Raw genomic sequence first — 19904 nt, 5'->3', positions numbered from 1 at the left:
CATATCCTACACCTCCATTTTATGTTTTACTTGAATATTATCGTATGCACCATTAGAAAAAGTTTTAACTTTGTCGACTAAACCTCTTGCAACTTCAGTAGATTCACTTCTATCAGCTTTTAATGCATCTTCAAGATATTTAAAAGCAAGCCAAGGGTTAACAGTATCACCACAAGTAAATAGATCTACAGATGCATAACCATATTCAGGCCATGTATGAATTGTAAGATGAGATTCCTGGATTATAACAGCACCGCTTACTCCCCAGGGATTAAATTTGTGGAAACAGCTAGTAACTATTGTTGCATTAGAAACAATAGCAGCTTCTTTCATATGCTCCTCAATAATAGAATGATCTTTTAAGATATCCTTATCACAGTTATAGTATTCCACTAAAATATGTCTTCCTAGTTGTTCAATTTTCATAAAAATCCCTCCATAAATTTAAAATTTGATTCTATCCAACAGATAAGTATTTAACTAACAAAAATGCTTCACTCATGAAACCTCCTAAAATCGCACAAAAGTTTAGTAATAGTAAACTCGAAGTTAAACTATACTAACTATATTATTCTAGCAGTGAGGAGAAATGTTGTCAATAAGTATTTTTTGTATAAAGAAACACTAAGTATAATATAACTTCGTATTATATTAGCCTTAAATATATAGTTTATATTTTATTATTTTGTATTAATATCCAAAAAAAATAAAATGTATAGAAAAAATTCTAGTAATCATTTACAATTGGGTTAAGAAGTGTTTCTTATTAAATTTTGTTAAGTTAAATATAGAGTTTTATGGAAACGTTTCCGTTAATGAAATCTTTGATAATTAAATAAAAGGGAGGATTTTTATGAGGGTAAATAATATTCTTAAACACAAAGCTAAACTAAGTATCTTTACAGTTATACTATTTTTTCTAACATTAATACCTATTCCTAATAAAGTAGTTAAAGCAGGAACTACCGAAAGTCAAAAGGTAAAAGTTAGATTTTTAAAAGAAGATGGAGATTATAATGGATGGAATATTTGGTCTTGGTGGCCTCAAAAGAATGGGCATTCAGTTGAATTTACACATAAGGATGATAAAGGTGTATATGCAGTAATTGATGTACCAAAATCAGGTGAACTTGGACTTGTTGTAAAAAAAGGTGAATGGGAAGCTAAAGCTAATGAAGATATAAAATATGATTTAGCTAAAGGTGAAACTGAAATCATAATTACAGCTGGAACTATAGATAAGGAAAATCCTAAAGAAAAAAGTGTTGAGTACTCAGATTTATATAAGGATTTTTCAAAAATCAATATTAAAGTAAACTATAATAGACCTGACGGAAATTACGATAAATGGAATCTATGGAATTGGGTAGATGGAGGAATAGATGGATCTGAAGATAAAGTAGGCTTATTTACAGATTCTAATGATTTTGGTAAATCATCAAATTTATCATTTACTAATATAACTAAATCAAATAAAAATGTAGGAATCATAATTAGAACAGCTGGATGGGTATCTAAGGATGGAGATGATAAATTAATAGATTTAGCATACTTAGATTGTAATGGTAATTTAGAAGTTTATTATAAGGCTTCTGATGATACAACATATTATGTTAAACCAACATTAAATGAAGAGAATCCAGGAAATGGAGAAATAACTCCAGATGAACTCATTAATCAACCAGGCGGAAAAAATAAATGGTATGTAGCAGGATCATTTCAAGGATGGTCAAATAATAATCCAGATACTGAATTAAAACATTTAGTTGATGGTTTTTATGAGTACTCAACAGTATTACCAGCTGGTGAGCATCAATTTAAATTTGTTAAAAATGGAACTTGGGATGGATTTAGTAATAATGGAGACAATTTTACTATAAATTTATCTGAAAAAACTAAAGTTAATTTTTATATTAATGAAGAATTAAATCAGGCTAGAATAAATATTTCAGGAGTTAATGGATTAGAACAATATATTCCGAAATTAAGTAATGATAAATGGCCAAGGTTAGTTGGAGATATTCAAAAAGTTTTTGGGGAAGGTGAATGGATTCCAGATAAAGCTAAACAGATGTTTGTTGATTACTACTTTGATGGTAGTATATATAAGTTACAAAGAAATTTACCAGCAGGAAAATTTGAAGCTAAAGTGGTTTTTGGATCAGATTGGAGTAGTGAAAACTATGGAGCTGATGAAAAAGGAAGTAATTTAGTAGTAAATACTTTAGATCCAGCAGATGTTGTATTTACAATTAATCATAAGGGTGATAAAAAATTAACTCATAATTATAAAGCAACAGAAGGTAATTTTGATGGTCTTATAAATAAATCAGCAATTAAATTTGATTCAAGAAGTATTACTTATAAAAAACCATTTGGTGCAATAAAAGAAGAAAGTGAAGATTTAACATTAAGAATTGGAGTTGCTAAAGATGATGTTCAAGTTGCAAAGATTGAACTTATAGATGGTAGTGGAGTAGCAAAAAGCTATGATATGAGAAAAGCAACTACAATAGGAGAAACGGATTATTATGAAGCAATAATTTCAAAAACAGAGTTTAATGGGATTGGAGTATGGGGTTATAAGTTTATATTAGTAGATGGAAAAACTAAGCTTGAATATGGAGATGATAGCTTAAGTGGAGGGCAAGGAGCTGTTGTAGAAGAGGGTGCATTACCATATAACTTAACAGTTTACGATAAAGATTATAAAACTCCAGATTGGATGAAGGATTCAGTTGTATATCAAATATTCCCAGATAGATTTTTTGATGGGAATAAAGATAATAATAGAGCAAAATTATTAGATGGATATCGTGGATATATTGGAACTGATGGAACTCTTAAGAGATATGAAATTCAATATTATGATGGAGGAGTAGAAAATGATCCAGCTTCATCACAAGTGTGGGGTAGCTGGAGAGATTATCCTGAAAATCCTAGACATGCAACACCTGAAAATAAACCGTATTATCCAAATTCAAAAACAGATAATATATGGACAAATGAATTTTATGGTGGAGATATTCAAGGAATAGAAGATAAACTTGATTACTTAAAATCTATAGGTATAACAGCAATTTATCTAAATCCTGTAGCTTGGGCAGCATCTAATCATAAATATGATGCTACTGATTATAAATCTCTAGATCCTATGTCTGGACAACCTGTATATAATAAAGATGGAGATCCTAATTCAGGGTTAAATTATGAAGCAACAAGAGCAGCTTCAGATAGAGTATATCAAGCTTTTGCAAAGGCAGCTGAAGAAAAGGGGATTAAGCTGATAGCTGATGGAGTGTTTAATCACGTTGGTGATGACTCTATATATTTTGATAGGTACGAAAAATATCCTGAAATTGGTGCATATGAGTATTGGAAAAAGGTATGGGATAAAGTAAACACAGGTAAATCTCAAGAGAAAGCAGAAAAGGAAGTTATAAAAGAATATGAAAGTATTAAGAACCCTTTAACAGGAAAGAACTATTCTTACCCAGAAGATTTTGGTTTTACAACTTGGTTTAAGATTGAAAATCAATGGCTAATAAGAGATAAAGATGGTAATATGTTAGATAAAAAAGATCAACATTATAATTATGAGGGATGGTGGGGATTCGATTCATTACCAGTAATGGATGCTAAAGCTCCACAAAATGGGGATAGCTTAGCTATTCCAGGAAATCATGAATGGAATAATGTAGATTACAGAGATAATGTTATTGGCCATGATTTAACTGGTTTAAGTGATAAAGAGGCTGAGGAGCAAATGAAGTTTGCAGCATCTCAAAAATGGATGTGGATGGGAGCAGGAGGTTGGAGATTAGACGTTGCTCCAGATGTATCAACAAGTACATGGCAAAAATTTAGAGAAGTTGTTAAGTCAACAAAAGGAAGATTAGATGTTAATGGAAATGTAATAGATGATCCAGTTATCTTAGGAGAAGAATGGGGAGTTGCAACCCATTACTTATTGGGAGATCAATTTGATTCAGTAATGAATTATCAGTTTAGAGCAGCACTTCAAAATTATATACTAAGTGGTAATTCAGCAGACTTCAATAATGCATTAGAAGTAATTAGAGAAAATTACCCAAAAGAAGCATGGCAAGCAATGATAAATTTGGTTGATTCTCATGATACAATTAGAAATATTACAAAAATGGATAACCCAACATGGGAAGAAGAAAATACAAAAATTGCACCAGAAGCTTCAGACAATGCATTAAAATTACAATCATTAACTGCAATATTCCAAATGGGATATGCAGGTGCGCCTACTATTTATTATGGAGATGAAGTTGGGGTAACAGGAACTAAGGATCCAGATTCAAGAAGAACTTTCCCATGGGAAAGAGTTTTAGAATCAAATGGTGATTTCTCAGGTGTAGGTAGATATGCAGAGTTATTTGATGTTTATAAAAATGCAGCAAGAGTAAGAAATGAAAATCTTGATTTATTTGCAACAGGTGAAATTCAAACAGCATATGCAAATGATAACGTAATTGTATATGCAAGAAAGAATTTAGAAAAAGGTGCATTGCTAGTAATAAATCAATCAACTGAAGTTAAGACTATAGAAGCTGATGTAACTGGATTTTTACCAGATGGCTTAATATTGAAAGATGAACTATATGGAAATATATCATCAACAGTAAAAGATGGAAAGGTTCAAATTACAATTCCAGCACAAACAGGATTTATGATGGTATCTACAAACAATATAGTAAATGTTGAGAAAGTACAAGACCTTAAGGCTATTCCAGAACAAGGAAAGGTAAGTTTAACTTGGAAGAAGGTACCAGGAGCAAGTAAGTATAATGTGTATAGAACTAATCTTGAAGGACAAAAAGCTGAAAAAATTGGAGAAGAGGTTAATAATACATTTGTTGATAAAAATGTAGTTGATGGAATAAGATATTATTATTATGTTACAGCGGTTAAAGATGGTGGCGAAAGTGAGTTTAGTGATGCAGTAACAGCACTACCATCCTTTAATATTAAGTCAATTAGCTCACCAAGTATAGTAAAAGATTTAATTATTGGAATAGGAAACAAAACTGAAGAAGTAACCGTAAATATATATATTCCAGGATTAACAGATAAAGAAGAATATAAAGGAAAAGATATTCCAAATTTTGAAGCTAAATTAATGTATTATAAAGATGGAACTTTAAGAGAAAATGCAAATAGCACTAAATTGAGATATAAATCTGATTTAGAAGATGGATCAAAAGTTTATTATGCAACTTTTGAACCAACAGAAGCAGGAGTATATAACTATTTTGCAAAAGCTACAACAAATGCAGGAGATACTTATACAGAGTCAAGCGAAGTATCAATGAAAGCTGTTATGAATCCTGAAGATAATACGGCACCAAAAGCTCCAGTATTAAATGATATAATTGTAGAATCTAATAGATCAAAGCTTGAATGGGCATCAGATGGAGTAGATGTAGAAGGATTCGATATATATCGTAAGGACGGTAATGGAGAGTTTATAAAAATTGCAGTAGTAGATAAGAGTGCAAAAGAATTTGCAGATTTTACAGTAAGCAATGATAAAAATTATACTTATAAAGTAGCATCTTATGATAAGTTCTACAATAGGGAATATTCAGAAGAAAAGAGTGTTACGCCAACATTGGTTATGGTAGATGTAACAGTAAGACTTCATATTCCAAATTATACACCAGCAACTGATGATATTTTTATAGCTGGTGATTTAAATGGATGGAATGCTGCAGGTGGAAGACTTACTGTACCTAGTGGAGCAACATCTAGAGATATAGTAGAATATAAATTTAAGATGATGGCAGGTAAGAGTATTCAATATAAATATACTAGGGGATCATGGGGCACAGAAGCCTTTACAAGCCATACACGTGTTGCAAATGACACAGAGGATTATGGAAATTGGGCATATAGTTCAACAGATACCAATATGAAGTTAACTGTTAAAAACCAAGGCGGAAATGCAATGGTTGTTGATGATTATGTTCTTCGTTGGGTTGATATGCCAATGATGGTTTCTATGCCAAGAATTTCTTATGGAGATAATATTGAATATGAAACTAATGAAAAGGAATTTACTTTAAAGGCTCAAGTTCCATATGGGGTTGCATTTACAATAAATGATAAGGATATAAATACATTATATCCAAATGCCATGGACCAATATGGCAATGTATATGTAGAAGGTATTAAATTAAAATCTGGAATTAATGAATTCAAACTTCATATAGAGCCTACACAGGAAACTGTTGATTTACCATGGTACACTGATGATGGAAGAGCTGGACAAGCAACTAAGACTATTACAATGAAAATTAATTGTACAGCAGATCCAGATGGAGAAAAACCAGATGATGTAAAAGTGACAGGAGTAAGCTTAGATAAAACTTCAGAAGAATTAAAGATAAATGAAAGTTTAGAATTAAAAGCAACAATTTCACCAGCAGATGCAACAAATAAAGATGTTACTTGGACAACAAGTGATGAAAAAGTAGCAAAGGTTGATGAAAATGGAAAGGTAGTAGCAGTTGCACCAGGAAAAGCTACAATAACAGTTACAACTAAAGATGGAAACTTTAAAGCAGTAGCTGAAATAATTGTAAAAGACAAAGAAGTACCTGCAGTAAAAGTGACAGGAGTAAGCTTAGATAAAACTTCAGCAGAATTAAATATAAATGAAAATTTAGAATTAAAGGCAACAATTTCACCAGCAGATGCAACTAATAAAGATGTCACATGGGAAACAAGCGATGAAAAAGTAGCAAAGGTTGATGAAAATGGAAAGATAACAGCAGTAGGAGCAGGAAAAGCAATGATAACTGTTACAACTAGAGAAGAAAACTTTAAGGCTATATGTGAAATCACTGTAAATAGTGATAAGGAGAATAGTGGAAATACTAATCCTATAGAAAATGTAGTTGAAAAAGTAGAAAATCCTAATGGAAAGAATGAAGTAGTTATAAAGAATCCATCAAATGAAATTAAAGTTGAAGTAAAGGATATAGAAGCTATTAAAACTGGAAATGGATCTTTAGAAATTAAGAATGGTGAGCATATTATATTATTACCATTTAGTATAATAGATAAAGATTTATTAAAAGAAGGCTCAAGTATTATTTTTGAAATGAATATTAAAGAAGATTCATCTATTACTTATAGGATAAAGGGAGTTAAAAAAGTATTTGAATTTAACTTATATGTTAAGACAGGTAATGAAACAGTTAAGATTCACAACTTTAAAGATGGAGTTGCAACTATAACATTAAAATTAACAGATGAGGACTTAAAAGGATTAAATAAAGATAACTTAGCTGTATTCTATTATAATGAAGAAACTAAGACATTTGAACAATTAGAAACAACTATAAATGGAAATGAAGTAACATTTAAAACATCACACTTTAGCAAGTTTATAGTTGCAGAAAAATCAACTGATAAAGAAGGAGTTACTTTACCAGCTACAGGAGGAAATAATCCTATAAATGCTTTAATATTTGGATTAATATTAGTATGTGCAGGAGTATATTTCATATTTAATAAAAAATCAAAACTTGTAAAGTGAAAATATAAATAGTAATTAATAAAAGCAAATGGATTATGCTTTAAATAAAGCATAATCCATTTTTTTAATTTATTTAATATTTTTACATAAGACTTTACTTAAAATAATGTGACTAATTTAATTAACATAATGTTAAAAATTTAATATATAGTATCATTAAATAAAAAAATATAAGAAATTATTATTTAAAATATGGAAAATTAAGTTAATTAAATTTATTTTGCTGAAATATGGAATAAAAAAAATATTTAATAACAATCTATTCGACTAAAAAAACGTTTACTAAGTGATAAAATTAAATAAGTGAAAGTTACAAGGGGGGATTCTATAGAAAGGTATAGAAAACTTTATTTAAAATCCGCATTTTGAGTTTGACCTAATTAACAGAAGACATAATAAAAAACTTATACTAAGTGCTTATTTAAAATTGTTTAAAGTGAGATGAAGCGCTTCTAAATTTTAGTATAAGATAATTAATTAGGTAGCATAATATCATCTCAAATTTAAATAAGAATGGGTTGGGGAGCATAAACTGAGGAGGGATGTAATTAGGAGAACTAAGTACAATCAATATCAGAAACGGAATTTGGGAAAATGTATTAAAAACAATAAAAAGGGGAGATAATAAAGTGAAAGATAAAAAGAAACTTAGATTGCTGGGTTTTGTGTTAACCTTTACAATGGTTGTATCCAATTTCTTTACTAATTTTACAACATTAGTAGCTAAGGCTGAAGAGTTAAATAAAAATGTAGTTATTGAAAATTTTGAGAAGCTTAAAAAATCAGGTTATACGGAAGCGGATGTTGAATTAGAAACTGGTTCTTGGAAGTTTAATAATGCAATGGCTGGAAATCAAGAACCTGATAAGAAAATAGATTCTACAGCTGCAAGGATAAAATCAGAAGGCTTTATAGCTATGAATTTTGATGTTGCTAATGTAAAAGAGATAATTTTATCTCATGCATACTATTCAAAGGATTCTGGATCTACCTTAAAAATTCAAAAATCTACTGATTCAGGAGTAAGTTGGGTAGATGTTGGATCATCAAATGCTATAACAAGTGATTTAAAAGAAGAAAAGTTTGTTATTAATGAAGCAGGTAATGTTAGATTTAAAATTAATGTTGTGGGCACAAAAGATAAAAGAATTAACATAGATAATTTTACTATAGTACACAACGATGGTACTGTAGAACAAATTGCATTAACTGGATTAAGAATTGATGAAAGTTTAGCTTTAGAAGTTGGTGAAAGTAAAGGCTTAACACTTGCTTATATCCCTGAAAACACAACAGAAAAGGGTGTGGAATATACAAGCTTAAATCCTGAAATAGCAACAGTAGATAAAGATGGAAAAGTTACAGCTGTTAAAGAGGGAGAAACAACTATAGAAGTTAAATCAATGGTAAAAGCTGATATAAAAGCAACTTGTAAAGTTACTGTAAATAAAGCTATAGATAATTCTGGACCAAGAGTTACAGATTTAAAGCCTTCTAATGGACAAAATATAGGTGATTTAAGAAGACCAGAAATTAGTGCGACTTTCCAAGATGAAACTGGCGTAGATATGACTTCAATTAAATTATCAATTGATGGAGAAATTGTAAGCGGTAACATAGGTAAGGAAGGAAATACTATAAAATATTTAGTTGATAAGGACTTATCTGATGGTGCTCATACTGTTTTAGTTGAGGTTAAAGATACATTAGGTAATTTAACTACACAAGAATGGAAATTTACAATTGGAGAGCAAAATAAAAATTTATATTTTGGACAACTTCACTCTCATACAAATATATCAGATGGTACTGGATCTATTGATGATGCATACCAATATGCAGAAAATAGTGCAAAAGTAGATTTCTTAGCTGTAACAGATCACTCTAACTGGTTTGATAATGATACAAAAGCTAATTTAGCAGATGGTTCAGCAAGTCAAAGTTGGAATAAGGGATTAAGTGCGGCAGACAAATACAATAAAGAGGGTAAATTTGTAGCTATATATGGATATGAAATGACTTGGTCAGGATCAACTGGTGGATATGGTCATATGAATACATTTAATACACCAGGATTTGAAACAAGAAAAAATAGCAAAATGGATTTAAAAAATTACTACAATACATTAAAAACACAAAAACAATCATTATCTCAATTAAATCACCCAGGTAAAACTTTCGGAGACTTTAGTGATTTTGCACATTATGATGCAGAAATTGACAAACAAGTTACATTAATAGAAGTTGGAAATGGTGAAGGTGCTATCAGAAGTTCAGGTTATTTCCCTTCATATGAATATTATACTAGAGCCTTAGATAAGGGGTGGCATGTTGCTCCAACAAACAACCAAGATAACCATAAAGGTAGATGGGGTAATGCGAATACTGCTAGAACAGTTATAGAGGCTCCAAATCTTTCAAGAGAATCTGTTTATGAAGCAATAAGAGAAAGAAGAGTTTATGCAACTGAAGATGAAAATTTAAAAGTATCTTATGAAGTTAATGGAAATACAATGGGATCTATATTAGGAAAGACAGATTCATTAGATTTTAAAGTAAATGTTGAGGACATGGATTCAGGAGATACTATTAAGAAAATATCAATAATTGGCGATGGTGGTAAAGTTGTTAAGTCTATTGATAATGTAAACTCTACAACTAAAGAATGGTCATTTACTTTAGATAAATCAGTTAGTTCATACTACTATGTAAGAGTAGACCAATCTGATAGAGATATAGCTGTTACTTCAGCAATTTGGGCTGGAGAAAGAGAAAATGTTGGAATTTCTACAGTAGATTCTGATACAGAAGTAATAGTTGCTGGGGAAGAATTTAATATAGGAACTACTATATATAATAATGAAGCAGTTGCTATAAATAATGTTAAAGTAGAATACTATTTAAATAATGGAACTGAAGCAATAAAGACAGAGATTATTGAATCTATAGCTTCTGGATCAACAGCTGTAGCAAAGCTTCCATATAAATTTGATAAAGCAGGAGATTATTCTTTCCAAGTAAAAGTTACTGCTACTGTAAATGGAGTTGAAAGAGAGTTCAAAGGAGCTAAAGAAGTTTCAGTTTTAGGATCAAATGAAGTTTCTAAGGTTGTAATAGATGGTGCACATCAAAATCAATATGTTTCTGGAGACTACTCAGGAAAGATTACAACTTTAACAGCTTTAATGGCACAAAACAATGTTAAAGCGGTTATAAATAAAGAGCCTATAACAGATGAAGTTTTAAAAGGTGCATCTTTATTAATACTATCAGACCCTCAAAGTAAAGCAGTTACTTCTAGTGGATTATCACCTCAAAAATATACCTCTGATGAATTAGCTGCAATAGCTAGATTTATTGAAAAAGGTGGAAATATAGCAATAACTTCTAAGGCTGATTACGGTGATGCAACAGGTGAATATGGGAATGCAGAACAAGGTAATTCAGTTCTTAACGCTATAGGTGCAAAAATAAGATTTAATGATGACCAAGCTACTGATGATGTAGAAAATGGTGGTCAGAACTTTAGATTATACTTTAACGACTATAATACAGAAAGCAGTTGGCTAAATGGAATTGATACAACTAAGAAATATAGTTTCTATAGTGGATCAACTCTTGTTATGCCAAAAGATGCTTCCAATATAGACGTTTTAGTAAAAGGTCATAGTACTACTTATGGAAATGATGCTGACAAACAAGGAGATAATACAGCTGTAGGTAAAGGTGATGTTGTTGGTTTAGCCGTTGAAACATTAAGTAGTGGAGCTAAAGTAGTAGTTTCAGGAGCTACATTCTTCTCAAATTTTGAAATGGATGGTTTAGATTATTCAAATTATCAAATAACTGAGAAAGTTATCAAGGAATTGGCAGCAGCTCCAGAGATTCCTGTAAGTAAGATATCAAGTGTTAGAATAGATGAAAATAAAGATAATACTCCAGATAGATTTGGAGAAACAGTTGTTGTTGAAGGATATGTAACTGCAGCTTCAAATATTGCAGCACCAGGAAACTCATTCTTTGATGTTATTTATGTTCAAGATGATACTGCTGGATTAACTGTATTTGGAGTTTCAACTACATCAGTAAAATTAGGTCAAAAAGTAAGAATTAAAGGAAAAGTTTCATCATATTTGGGAGATGCACAAGTTGCTCTTAAAAATGAAAGCTTAGGATTACAAATTATTGATGAAAATATTAACTTAGTAGAGCCTACTAAACTTTCAACTAAAGATAGTATGTTGGAAGAAAAAGAGGGACTTTTAGTAAAAGTAGAAGGAAAAGTAACTAGAATTGATGGACAAAATATATTTGTAAATGATGGAACTGGAGAATCAAGAGTATATGTTGAAGGATACATTGGAAGTAGTAAAAATCCTGGAGTAGCTGATGAATGGAAAACTAGAATCAATGTAGGAGATAAAGTATCAGCTATAGGACTTGCTTCAGAAGATCCTGAAGGACACAGATTAAGAGTTAGAGATTCAGCTGAAATTGAAAATCTATCTAGCAATAAAGTAACAGGAGTAAGTTTAGATAAAACTTCAGCAGAACTTGAAGTAAATGAAACATTAGAATTAAAGGCTACAATTACACCAGAAGATGCAACAAATAAAGAAGTTACTTGGGCATCAAGCGATGAAAAGGTAGCAAAGGTTGATGAAAATGGAAAAGTAACAGCAATAGGAGAAGGAAAAGCCACAATAACTGTTACAACTATAGATGGTAATTTTAAAGCTACATCTGAAATAACTGTAAAAGCAAAAGAAGTACCAGTAGTAAAAGTAACAGGAGTAAGTTTAGATAAAACTTCAGCAGAACTTAAAGTAAATGAAACATTAGAATTAAAGGCTACAATTTCACCGTCAGATGCAACAAATAAAGAAGTTACTTGGGCATCAAGTGATGAAAAGGTAGCAAAGGTTGATGAAAATGGAAAAGTAACAGCAATAGGAGAAGGAAAAGCTACAATAACTGTTACAACTAGAGATGGTAATTTTAAAGCTACATCTGAAATAACTGTAAAAGCAAAAGAAGTACCAGTAGTAAAAGTAACAGGAGTAAGTTTAGATAAAACTTCAGCAGAACTTAAAGTAAATGAAACATTAGAATTAAAAGCTACAATTACACCAGCAGATGCAACAAATAAAGAAGTTACTTGGACATCAAGTGATGAAAAGGTTGCAAAGGTTGATGAAAATGGAAAGGTAGTAGCTGTAGGAGCAGGAAAAGCTACAATAACTGTTACAACTAAAGATGGTAATTTTAAAGCTACAGCTGAAATAACTGTAAAAGCAAAAGAAATACCAGTAGTAAAAGTAACAGGAGTAAGCCTAGACAAAACTTCAGCAGAACTTAAAGTAAATGAAACATTAGAATTAAAGGCTACAATTACACCAGCAGATGCAACAAATAAAGAAGTTACTTGGTCATCAAGCGATGAAAGAGTAGCAAAGGTTGATGCAAATGGAAAAGTAACAGCAATAGGAAAAGGAAAAGCTATAATAACAGTTACAACTAAGGATGGTAACTTTAAAGCTACTGTTGAAATAACTGTAAAAGCTGAAGATTCAGGAAATGGAGGAAATACTTCAGGAAGTGGAGGAAACACTTCAGGAAAGGGAGGAATTACATTACCAAGCACAGGCGGAAACAATCCTATGTATGGTTTAATAGTTGCCTTAATTATAGTAGGTGCAGGTGCATTTATGGTATTAAGGAAAAAGAAAAAAGAAGTAAAAGAAAAATAAATTTTAAAAGAGCTGCTAGTATATTTCTAGCAGCTTTTAAAATACTCTTAAAAAAGCAAAGATAATAAGCATTGTACCTGATAGCCATGAAAGGTTTAGATTTGTACTTTCAACAAATTTTCTTCCCATAAATGATCCGAGGAGTATTGCTATAATTCCTATGAAAAGAGCAACAATAAAAACTTGAATATAATTAATAGAAATAAGGCTACTACCAAATCCAACTGCTAGACTATCTAAAGAAAGAGCGAAAGCCAGATAAAAAGCTTCTTTAGAAGTAAGTATTTTGGATTTATCAAAATCTGCTTTTGTTTCATCAGCATATACTTGAAGAACAAAATTGAAATCAAATAATTTGAAGGTTAAAGGAGAAGGTTTGTTTGAATTTTTTTTTATATATGATTTAAGTAGACTTTCAAAAAGTCTATATATGCCTAAAGCAAAAAGTATAAGGAAACTTGCTATTTTTGCAGCATTAATAGAAATATAATTTTGTATAAATCCTCCAATTACAAGAGAAACCCCTAACATACTTGCTGATATTATATCTATTATAAGAGCAGATGTTAGAGGAATTTTTATTTTATTAGTTCCATATGCAATACTTGCCAGGAATGAATCTATAGATACAGATAAAACTAATAGTATTGTTTCTAACATAAATTTATCCTCTGAAATTATTATTAATTCATAATATGAAAAAAATAATCATATAGTTACAAAATATGACTAAGACAAATAAGAAGATAAAAATAAAAAAATATAAAAAAATAGTGGTAAAAAAGATTTTTTGAATATAAAATATTAGAGAATAACTTAATTCAAAGGAGAATAAAAATGGATAAAAAAGATTTAAACATAAATGAGGAAGAGAAGCAAATAATGACATTCCTAGATGAAGAGGGAAATAAAGTTGAATTTGAAGCAATAGCTAAGATTTATTTAGAGGAAACAGAATATTTACTTTTAGCTCCAATAGATGATGTTAATTCTGAAGATGTATATGTATTTAGAGTAGATGAAGTAGATGGAAAAGAGGAATTAAATTTAGTAGAAGATGATAAGGAATTTTTAGCTGTAAAAAAAGAATATAGAAAATTATTATATTAATCTCAGGAGGTAAATTATGAAAATTGATAAAATTATAAGTATGTTAGATGAAAACTTATTGTCAGACATTGAAGAACTAAAAAATGAAGAGGAAATGTTTTTAGTAAAATTTCTGTTTGAGTTTGATGAAGATGTTTTAAATGCTGCTAGAAGCTACTCAAATGAGGAAAGTGATTATGAAGAAGAGAGCAGTGAATGGTACACTGAATACTTTCTTCCATATCTTTATGAATATGGAAATGATGAAGTGGTAGACATTATAGAAGAAATAGTAGAAGAGTTAGAAATATCAGGAGAGGTGATGGCTTTTCAAATGGATCCATCAAATTTTGAAGGACTTAAATTCATGGCATTATTCACAGAAGAAGATAGTGACATATCTATAGAGGATGTAGCAAAAGAATTTGTTTGCTAAGATATATATCTATGTGTAAAAATTTCTATTGAATATGATATAATTTATGCTATAATTAAATCATAATAAATCCTGAGATGTACGCTAAGCTTAAAATATTCAACCTACATTGAATATACGGGATTTACAACATCCTTTACGATGTCAGGCTTCAGTAATTCACTTTAAGTGGCAGGAGAAGGCAGAGGATTGGTGAGTTTAGCCCACCTGCGAGAAGCAGGTATGAATATTTAAGTGAATGGCATGTTGGGACATATTTGATATTAATACCTCAGTAATGAGGTGTTTTTTGTTTAAAAATATAAAAACTTTTTAAAATAAATTTAAAAAGTTTTTATATTTTTTATTTTTGTAATAAATTGGTATTTGAATAATTTATAAAATAAAATAAAGTAGTTATTACAATACATATTAAATATTTAGTAAAATATTTAAGCAACCTTTTTTAAAGTGTTGCTACCAAAATATTTTCTAATATACTTTTTATATATATTTTTTTGTGATTTACTGATAAGCTTGTCCAAGTCTTGTGAAAGATAAATTATCAGTCTATTACTCGGAGAAAGATATCTTAGTAAAAAGTTAAGTATAGCTTTCTTAATTAGTATTTGTCTTCTACATTTCTTTATCATTTAGTAGCACCTCCATCTATTTACAAATTACATCTCGTTATAACAATATTATACCAAAAAGTATAATAATGTAAAATGAATTCATAAAACAAATAACAACAAATTTATATATAATTTTACTGAAAAATCTTATATTATATGGCATATTAAGTAATAAATTACAAAAAATAGAGAAGTAAATATTTTCATAAAAAATGTAAATATTATCATTTGTCGAAATTATATAAGTTGATATTGACTAAAATAGAGGTTAAAATATAATAAAGACTTAAATTTAAATAATGAAAAGGAGAACTAAAGATGGACTATCAAAACATGAAAATGGATGATGTAATTAAAAGAATTAATGAGCTTTATAAGAAAAGCAAAGAAGAAGGATTAAATGACTCAGAAAAAGAAGAACAACAAATTTTAAGAAGAAGATATATAGATAGTGTAAAAAGTAACTTTAGAGCTCAATTAGAAACAGTAGAACCGAAAAAAAGAAATTAATTGAAGGGTGATAAAATTGTCAGTTACAGTTGAAAAATTAATAAAAGATTTTGATATGGAAGTATTGGTAGAAGGTGAAAAAAATGTAGAGATCTTTGTTAATGATATAAATAGGCCAGGTTTGCAGCTATCGGGATTTTACAACTATTTTGCCCCAGAGAGAATACAGGTAATAGGTAAAGCAGAATGGAGCTTTCTAGAAGCTATGGGGATTGAATTACGTAAAAAAAGAATAGATAAATATTTTAGTTTTAATTTAAAATGCTTAATCATAACAAGAGATTTAGAGCCACAAGAAGAACTACTTAAATCAGCTCAAAAAAATAAGGTCTGGTTAATAAGAACTAAATTAGTAACAACTAAATTTATGAGTAAATTAACTATATACCTTGCGGGAGAATTAGCTCCAGAAACTAGACTTCATGGAGTGTTAGTAGATGTGTATGGTATAGGTATTTTAATAACAGGTGAAAGCGGTATAGGAAAGAGTGAAACTGCTCTTGAACTTATAAAAAGAGGACATAGATTAGTAACTGATGATGCGGTAGATATAAAGGAAATAGATGGAGAGCTTATAGGTACGTCTCCGAGAATAACTATAGGTATGCTTGAAGTTAGGGGGATTGGAATAATAGATGTAGCATCATTATATGGTTTAAGCTCTGTACTTCAAGAAAAAGATATAAAATTACTAATGCACTTTGAACATTGGAAGGATGATGGGGATTACGATAGATTGGGGTTAAATGATGAACGTCAAGATATTTTAGGGGTTAAAGTAAAAAGACTTAGAGTACCAGTAAGACCAGGAAGAAATATTGCAGTAATAATAGAAGCTGCAGCTGTAAATTATAGACACTCACTTATGTCAGATGTAACACCTGTAGACATAATAGAAAGTAGAATGGATAAAATAGTAGAGTAATAATTTACATAATTAAATCTATAATATTTTATGATAAATAAATTTAGGAGGGCTAATTATGGGCAAAAAAGAAGATAAAAAAAATCCTTGGTTAAAGTATATGGGGGATAAAAAAGAAGAGTTATTTTATTTCTGTAATGGGTATATAGATTATATGTCTATATGTAAAACAGAAAGAGAGTGTGTTTTAACAAGTATAGATATGGCAATAGCTCTTGGATATAGAGATTTAGAAGAAGTTATAGAAAATGGAGAAAGCTTAAATCCTGGTGATAAGGTTTTTATAAACAATAAAGACAAAGCTTTAGCATTATTTCTTATAGGGCAAGAGCCTATAGAAAAAGGAATGAGGATAATAGGATCTCATGTTGATTCCCCAAGATTAGACTTAAAACAAAATCCATTATATGAAGATTCAGATCTTGCTATGATGGAAACTCATTATTATGGTGGAGTTAAAAAGTATCAATGGGTTACTTTACCTCTAGCTTTACATGGAGTAGTTGTTAAAAAAGATGGAACAAAAATAGACGTAGTTATAGGTGAAGATAATAATGATCCAGTTGTAGGAATATCTGATCTTTTAATACACTTATCAGGAGATCAAATGCAAAAGAAAGCTAATGTAGTTATTGAAGGTGAAGATTTAAACCTTTTAGTAGGAAATATGCCGCTAGAAGGAGAAGAAAAAGATGCTGTTAAAGCAAATATACTTAAACTTTTAAAAGAAAAGTATGATTTTGAAGAAGAAGATTTCTTATCAGCAGAAATTGAAGTTGTTCCAGCAGGAAGAGCAAGAGACTATGGATTAGATAGAAGTATGGTTATGGCTTATGGTCAAGATGATAGAGTTTGTGCATATACTTCATTAATGGCACTTTTAGATTTAGATCAAACTAAATACACATCAGTTGTTTTGTTAGTAGATAAAGAAGAAGTGGGAAGTAATGGTGCAACTGGGATGCACTCGAAATTCTTTGAAAATGTAGTAGCAGAGGTTATGGATAGGCTAGGAGAGTATTCAGGGTTAAAATTAAGAAGAGCTTTAGCTAATTCTAAAATGCTATCAGCTGACGTAACAGCTGCATATGACCCTAATTATCCATCTGTTATGGAAAAGAAAAATTCAGCATATTTTGGAAAAGGTTTTGTATTTAGTAAATATACAGGAGCAAGGGGTAAATCAGGATGTAATGATGCAAATCCAGAATTTATGGCCTGGCTTAGAAATGTTATGGATAAGAGCGATGTTCCTTTCCAAACAGCTGAACTTGGTAAAGTAGACCAAGGTGGCGGTGGAACAATCGCTTATATATTAGCAGAGTATAATATGGAAGTTATAGATTGTGGAGTAGCTCTGCAAAATATGCATGCTCCATGGGAAATAGCTAGTAAAGTAGATATTTATGAAACTATGAGAGGCTATAAAGCCTTTTTAGAAGAAGTATAGAAAAATTAAATAATCCTACTACTGAATGCAAATGGTTTAGAGATGATAAGGTTAATAAAGATGAATTAAAAGATAAAAACAAATAATTAATTAAGTTATAGAGATATTATATTTTAAGTAAAGGGTATATTATCTCTATTTTATTTATTAAAAATATTTGCAAATAGATACCATTTAAAGATAAAATTAAATAGACATAATTTTAAATTTAATAAAATATTATAAAGTGAGAATTGGTATGAAAATTGGGGAATTTAGCAAGATAAATAATATAAGCATAGAAACAACAAGACATTATATGGATTTAGGGCTTATTGTACCATATAAAAAAGGAGCTCAATATGAATTTAATAGGAAATGTCAAGATGACTTAACTAATATATTAGAATTAAAATCATTAGGTTTTACATTAAATGAAATAAAGTCTATATTTATTTATGAAACACTAGGAAAACTTAGTAATGAAGAACAAAATGGATTCTTACAAGATATATTTAAACTAAAGAATGAAGAAATAAGTAAAAGAATAGATGAGTTAAAAATAATAGAAACAAAATTAATTGATAAGCTAAGTGAAATTAATAAAAGAAAAATAAAAAGTAATTTTAATATTGGAGTTGATATAAAAAAAATAGATTTATTACAGTGTATTGATTGTGGAGGAAAGCTAGATTTAGAAGAAGCAAATATAAAAAACAATCAAATATTAGATGGAAGCTTAAAATGCTTATGTGGAAAAAGATATAAAATAAATTCTGGAATATTAATTGTACAAGAGAATTTAATAAATAAAGATAGTGAAAAATGTAAAAATGTTATTGAAAATTATATAAAAGAAACAGATGAAAATCATATTTTAAATATTAGAAAAGACTTGAATTGGACATATAACAAGTTATGTGACATTGATTTCAAAGATAAAGTAATTTTAGAAATAGGTAGTGGACTAGGATTTCTTTTAAGAAACTTATATGATAATTTAGATAGTAGTAGTTTATATATAGCAATAGATAATGATATTCAAAAACACATTTATTTAAAAAACTTAATTGAAAAAAGCAATTTAAAAAAGAATATAATGTTTATTTGTACAGATTTTAAATTTATTCCAATAAAAAGAGAATCTGTTGATTTGCTTTTAGATTGTGCAGGTAGTAGCAACTACTGGTTTGATAAAAATGATTTTTCTATTAAAGACATATTAAAATATTTAAAAGAAGATTCCTATGTTTTCTTATCATATATTTTATTTAAAAAGTTCTCTTTAACTAATTCTATTAAAGAAGAAAATAGAAAGAATTTTAATATTAATTACATTAAAAGCAAATTAAAAGAAAATAACTTTAATATGATATCAGATATAAAATCAAATTATTTGAATAAGCCTAGTATATATGAAGACTATTTTTCAGATAATGAAGAAGTATATAGCTATTTATTTTTTGGTAAAAGGTAGGGTTAACCCTACCTTTTTTATTATATTCATCAAAAAAAGACTTTATTTAGTATTGATGTTTTGTAGAGACTCTATTATAGAATTTAGTTAGAGGTGATTAA

General features: G+C 29.3%; 11 protein-coding genes. 8 read left to right on the top strand and 3 right to left on the bottom strand.

Annotated elements, in window-relative coordinates; all coding sequences use genetic code 11:
- Positions 1-6: 6 nt before the first annotated feature.
- Entirely contained in the window at positions 7-426 is a 420-nt protein-coding gene (speD, locus tag ACH36K_RS13975; protein ID WP_411168222.1) for an adenosylmethionine decarboxylase, read from the bottom strand.
- A 427-nt stretch (positions 427-853) separates the two neighbouring features.
- On the opposite strand from speD, the gene ACH36K_RS13970 reads away from it, so the two are divergent.
- Positions 854-7573, top strand: a complete 6720-nt coding sequence (locus ACH36K_RS13970; RefSeq protein WP_411168221.1) for an Ig-like domain-containing protein — start codon at positions 854-856, stop codon at positions 7571-7573.
- A gap of 629 nt (positions 7574-8202) precedes the next feature.
- Positions 8203-13323, top strand: coding sequence for an Ig-like domain-containing protein (locus ACH36K_RS13965; protein WP_411168220.1), 5121 nt, complete (start codon positions 8203-8205; stop codon positions 13321-13323).
- A gap of 36 nt (positions 13324-13359) precedes the next feature.
- Here ACH36K_RS13965 and ytaF read toward each other — a convergent pair whose 3' ends face one another.
- Positions 13360-13983, bottom strand: coding sequence for a sporulation membrane protein YtaF (gene ytaF / locus ACH36K_RS13960; protein ID WP_411168219.1), 624 nt, complete (start codon positions 13981-13983; stop codon positions 13360-13362).
- A 177-nt stretch (positions 13984-14160) separates the two neighbouring features.
- Here ytaF and ACH36K_RS13955 point away from each other — a divergent pair, with 177 nt between their 5' ends.
- Together ACH36K_RS13955 and ACH36K_RS13950 are read left to right on the top strand one after the other, a co-directional pair.
- Complete coding sequence (locus ACH36K_RS13955) at positions 14161-14433, top strand: DUF1292 domain-containing protein (RefSeq protein ID WP_411168218.1); 273 nt, start codon at positions 14161-14163, stop codon at positions 14431-14433.
- Positions 14434-14449: 16 nt separating this feature from the next.
- Positions 14450-14848, top strand: coding sequence for a hypothetical protein (locus ACH36K_RS13950; RefSeq protein ID WP_411168217.1), 399 nt, complete (start codon positions 14450-14452; stop codon positions 14846-14848).
- Positions 14849-15279: 431 nt separating this feature from the next.
- On the opposite strand, the gene ACH36K_RS13945 is transcribed toward ACH36K_RS13950, so the two are convergent.
- Positions 15280-15480, bottom strand: coding sequence for a hypothetical protein (locus tag ACH36K_RS13945; RefSeq protein ID WP_411168216.1), 201 nt, complete (start codon positions 15478-15480; stop codon positions 15280-15282).
- Between the two features lie 300 nt (positions 15481-15780).
- Between ACH36K_RS13945 and ACH36K_RS13940 the strand changes: the two genes are divergently transcribed.
- The 4 genes from ACH36K_RS13940 to ACH36K_RS13925 all read left to right on the top strand — a co-directional run bounded on the left by ACH36K_RS13940 (position 15781) and on the right by ACH36K_RS13925 (position 19803).
- Positions 15781-15972 carry a DUF896 domain-containing protein gene (locus ACH36K_RS13940; RefSeq protein WP_291651300.1) on the top strand — a complete coding sequence of 64 codons (192 nt, stop codon included), beginning with the start codon at positions 15781-15783 and terminating at the stop codon, positions 15970-15972.
- Positions 15973-15988: 16 nt separating this feature from the next.
- Positions 15989-16897: an HPr(Ser) kinase/phosphatase gene (gene hprK, locus ACH36K_RS13935; RefSeq protein WP_411168215.1), complete on the top strand. Its 909-nt coding sequence runs from the start codon at positions 15989-15991 to the stop codon at positions 16895-16897.
- 58 nt (positions 16898-16955) lie between these two features.
- A complete protein-coding gene (locus ACH36K_RS13930; RefSeq protein ID WP_411168214.1) occupies positions 16956-18347 on the top strand; it encodes an aminopeptidase in 1392 nt (463 codons plus the stop codon).
- A gap of 238 nt (positions 18348-18585) precedes the next feature.
- Positions 18586-19803, top strand: a complete 1218-nt coding sequence (locus tag ACH36K_RS13925) for a MerR family transcriptional regulator (protein ID WP_411168213.1) — start codon at positions 18586-18588, stop codon at positions 19801-19803.
- Positions 19804-19904 lie beyond the last annotated feature (101 nt).

The sequence above is a fragment of the Clostridium sp. MB05 genome, from assembly GCF_046581255.1.
Taxonomy (GTDB): Bacteria; Bacillota; Clostridia; order Clostridiales; family Clostridiaceae; genus Clostridium.
This window is presented reverse-complemented; position numbering and strand designations above follow the sequence as displayed.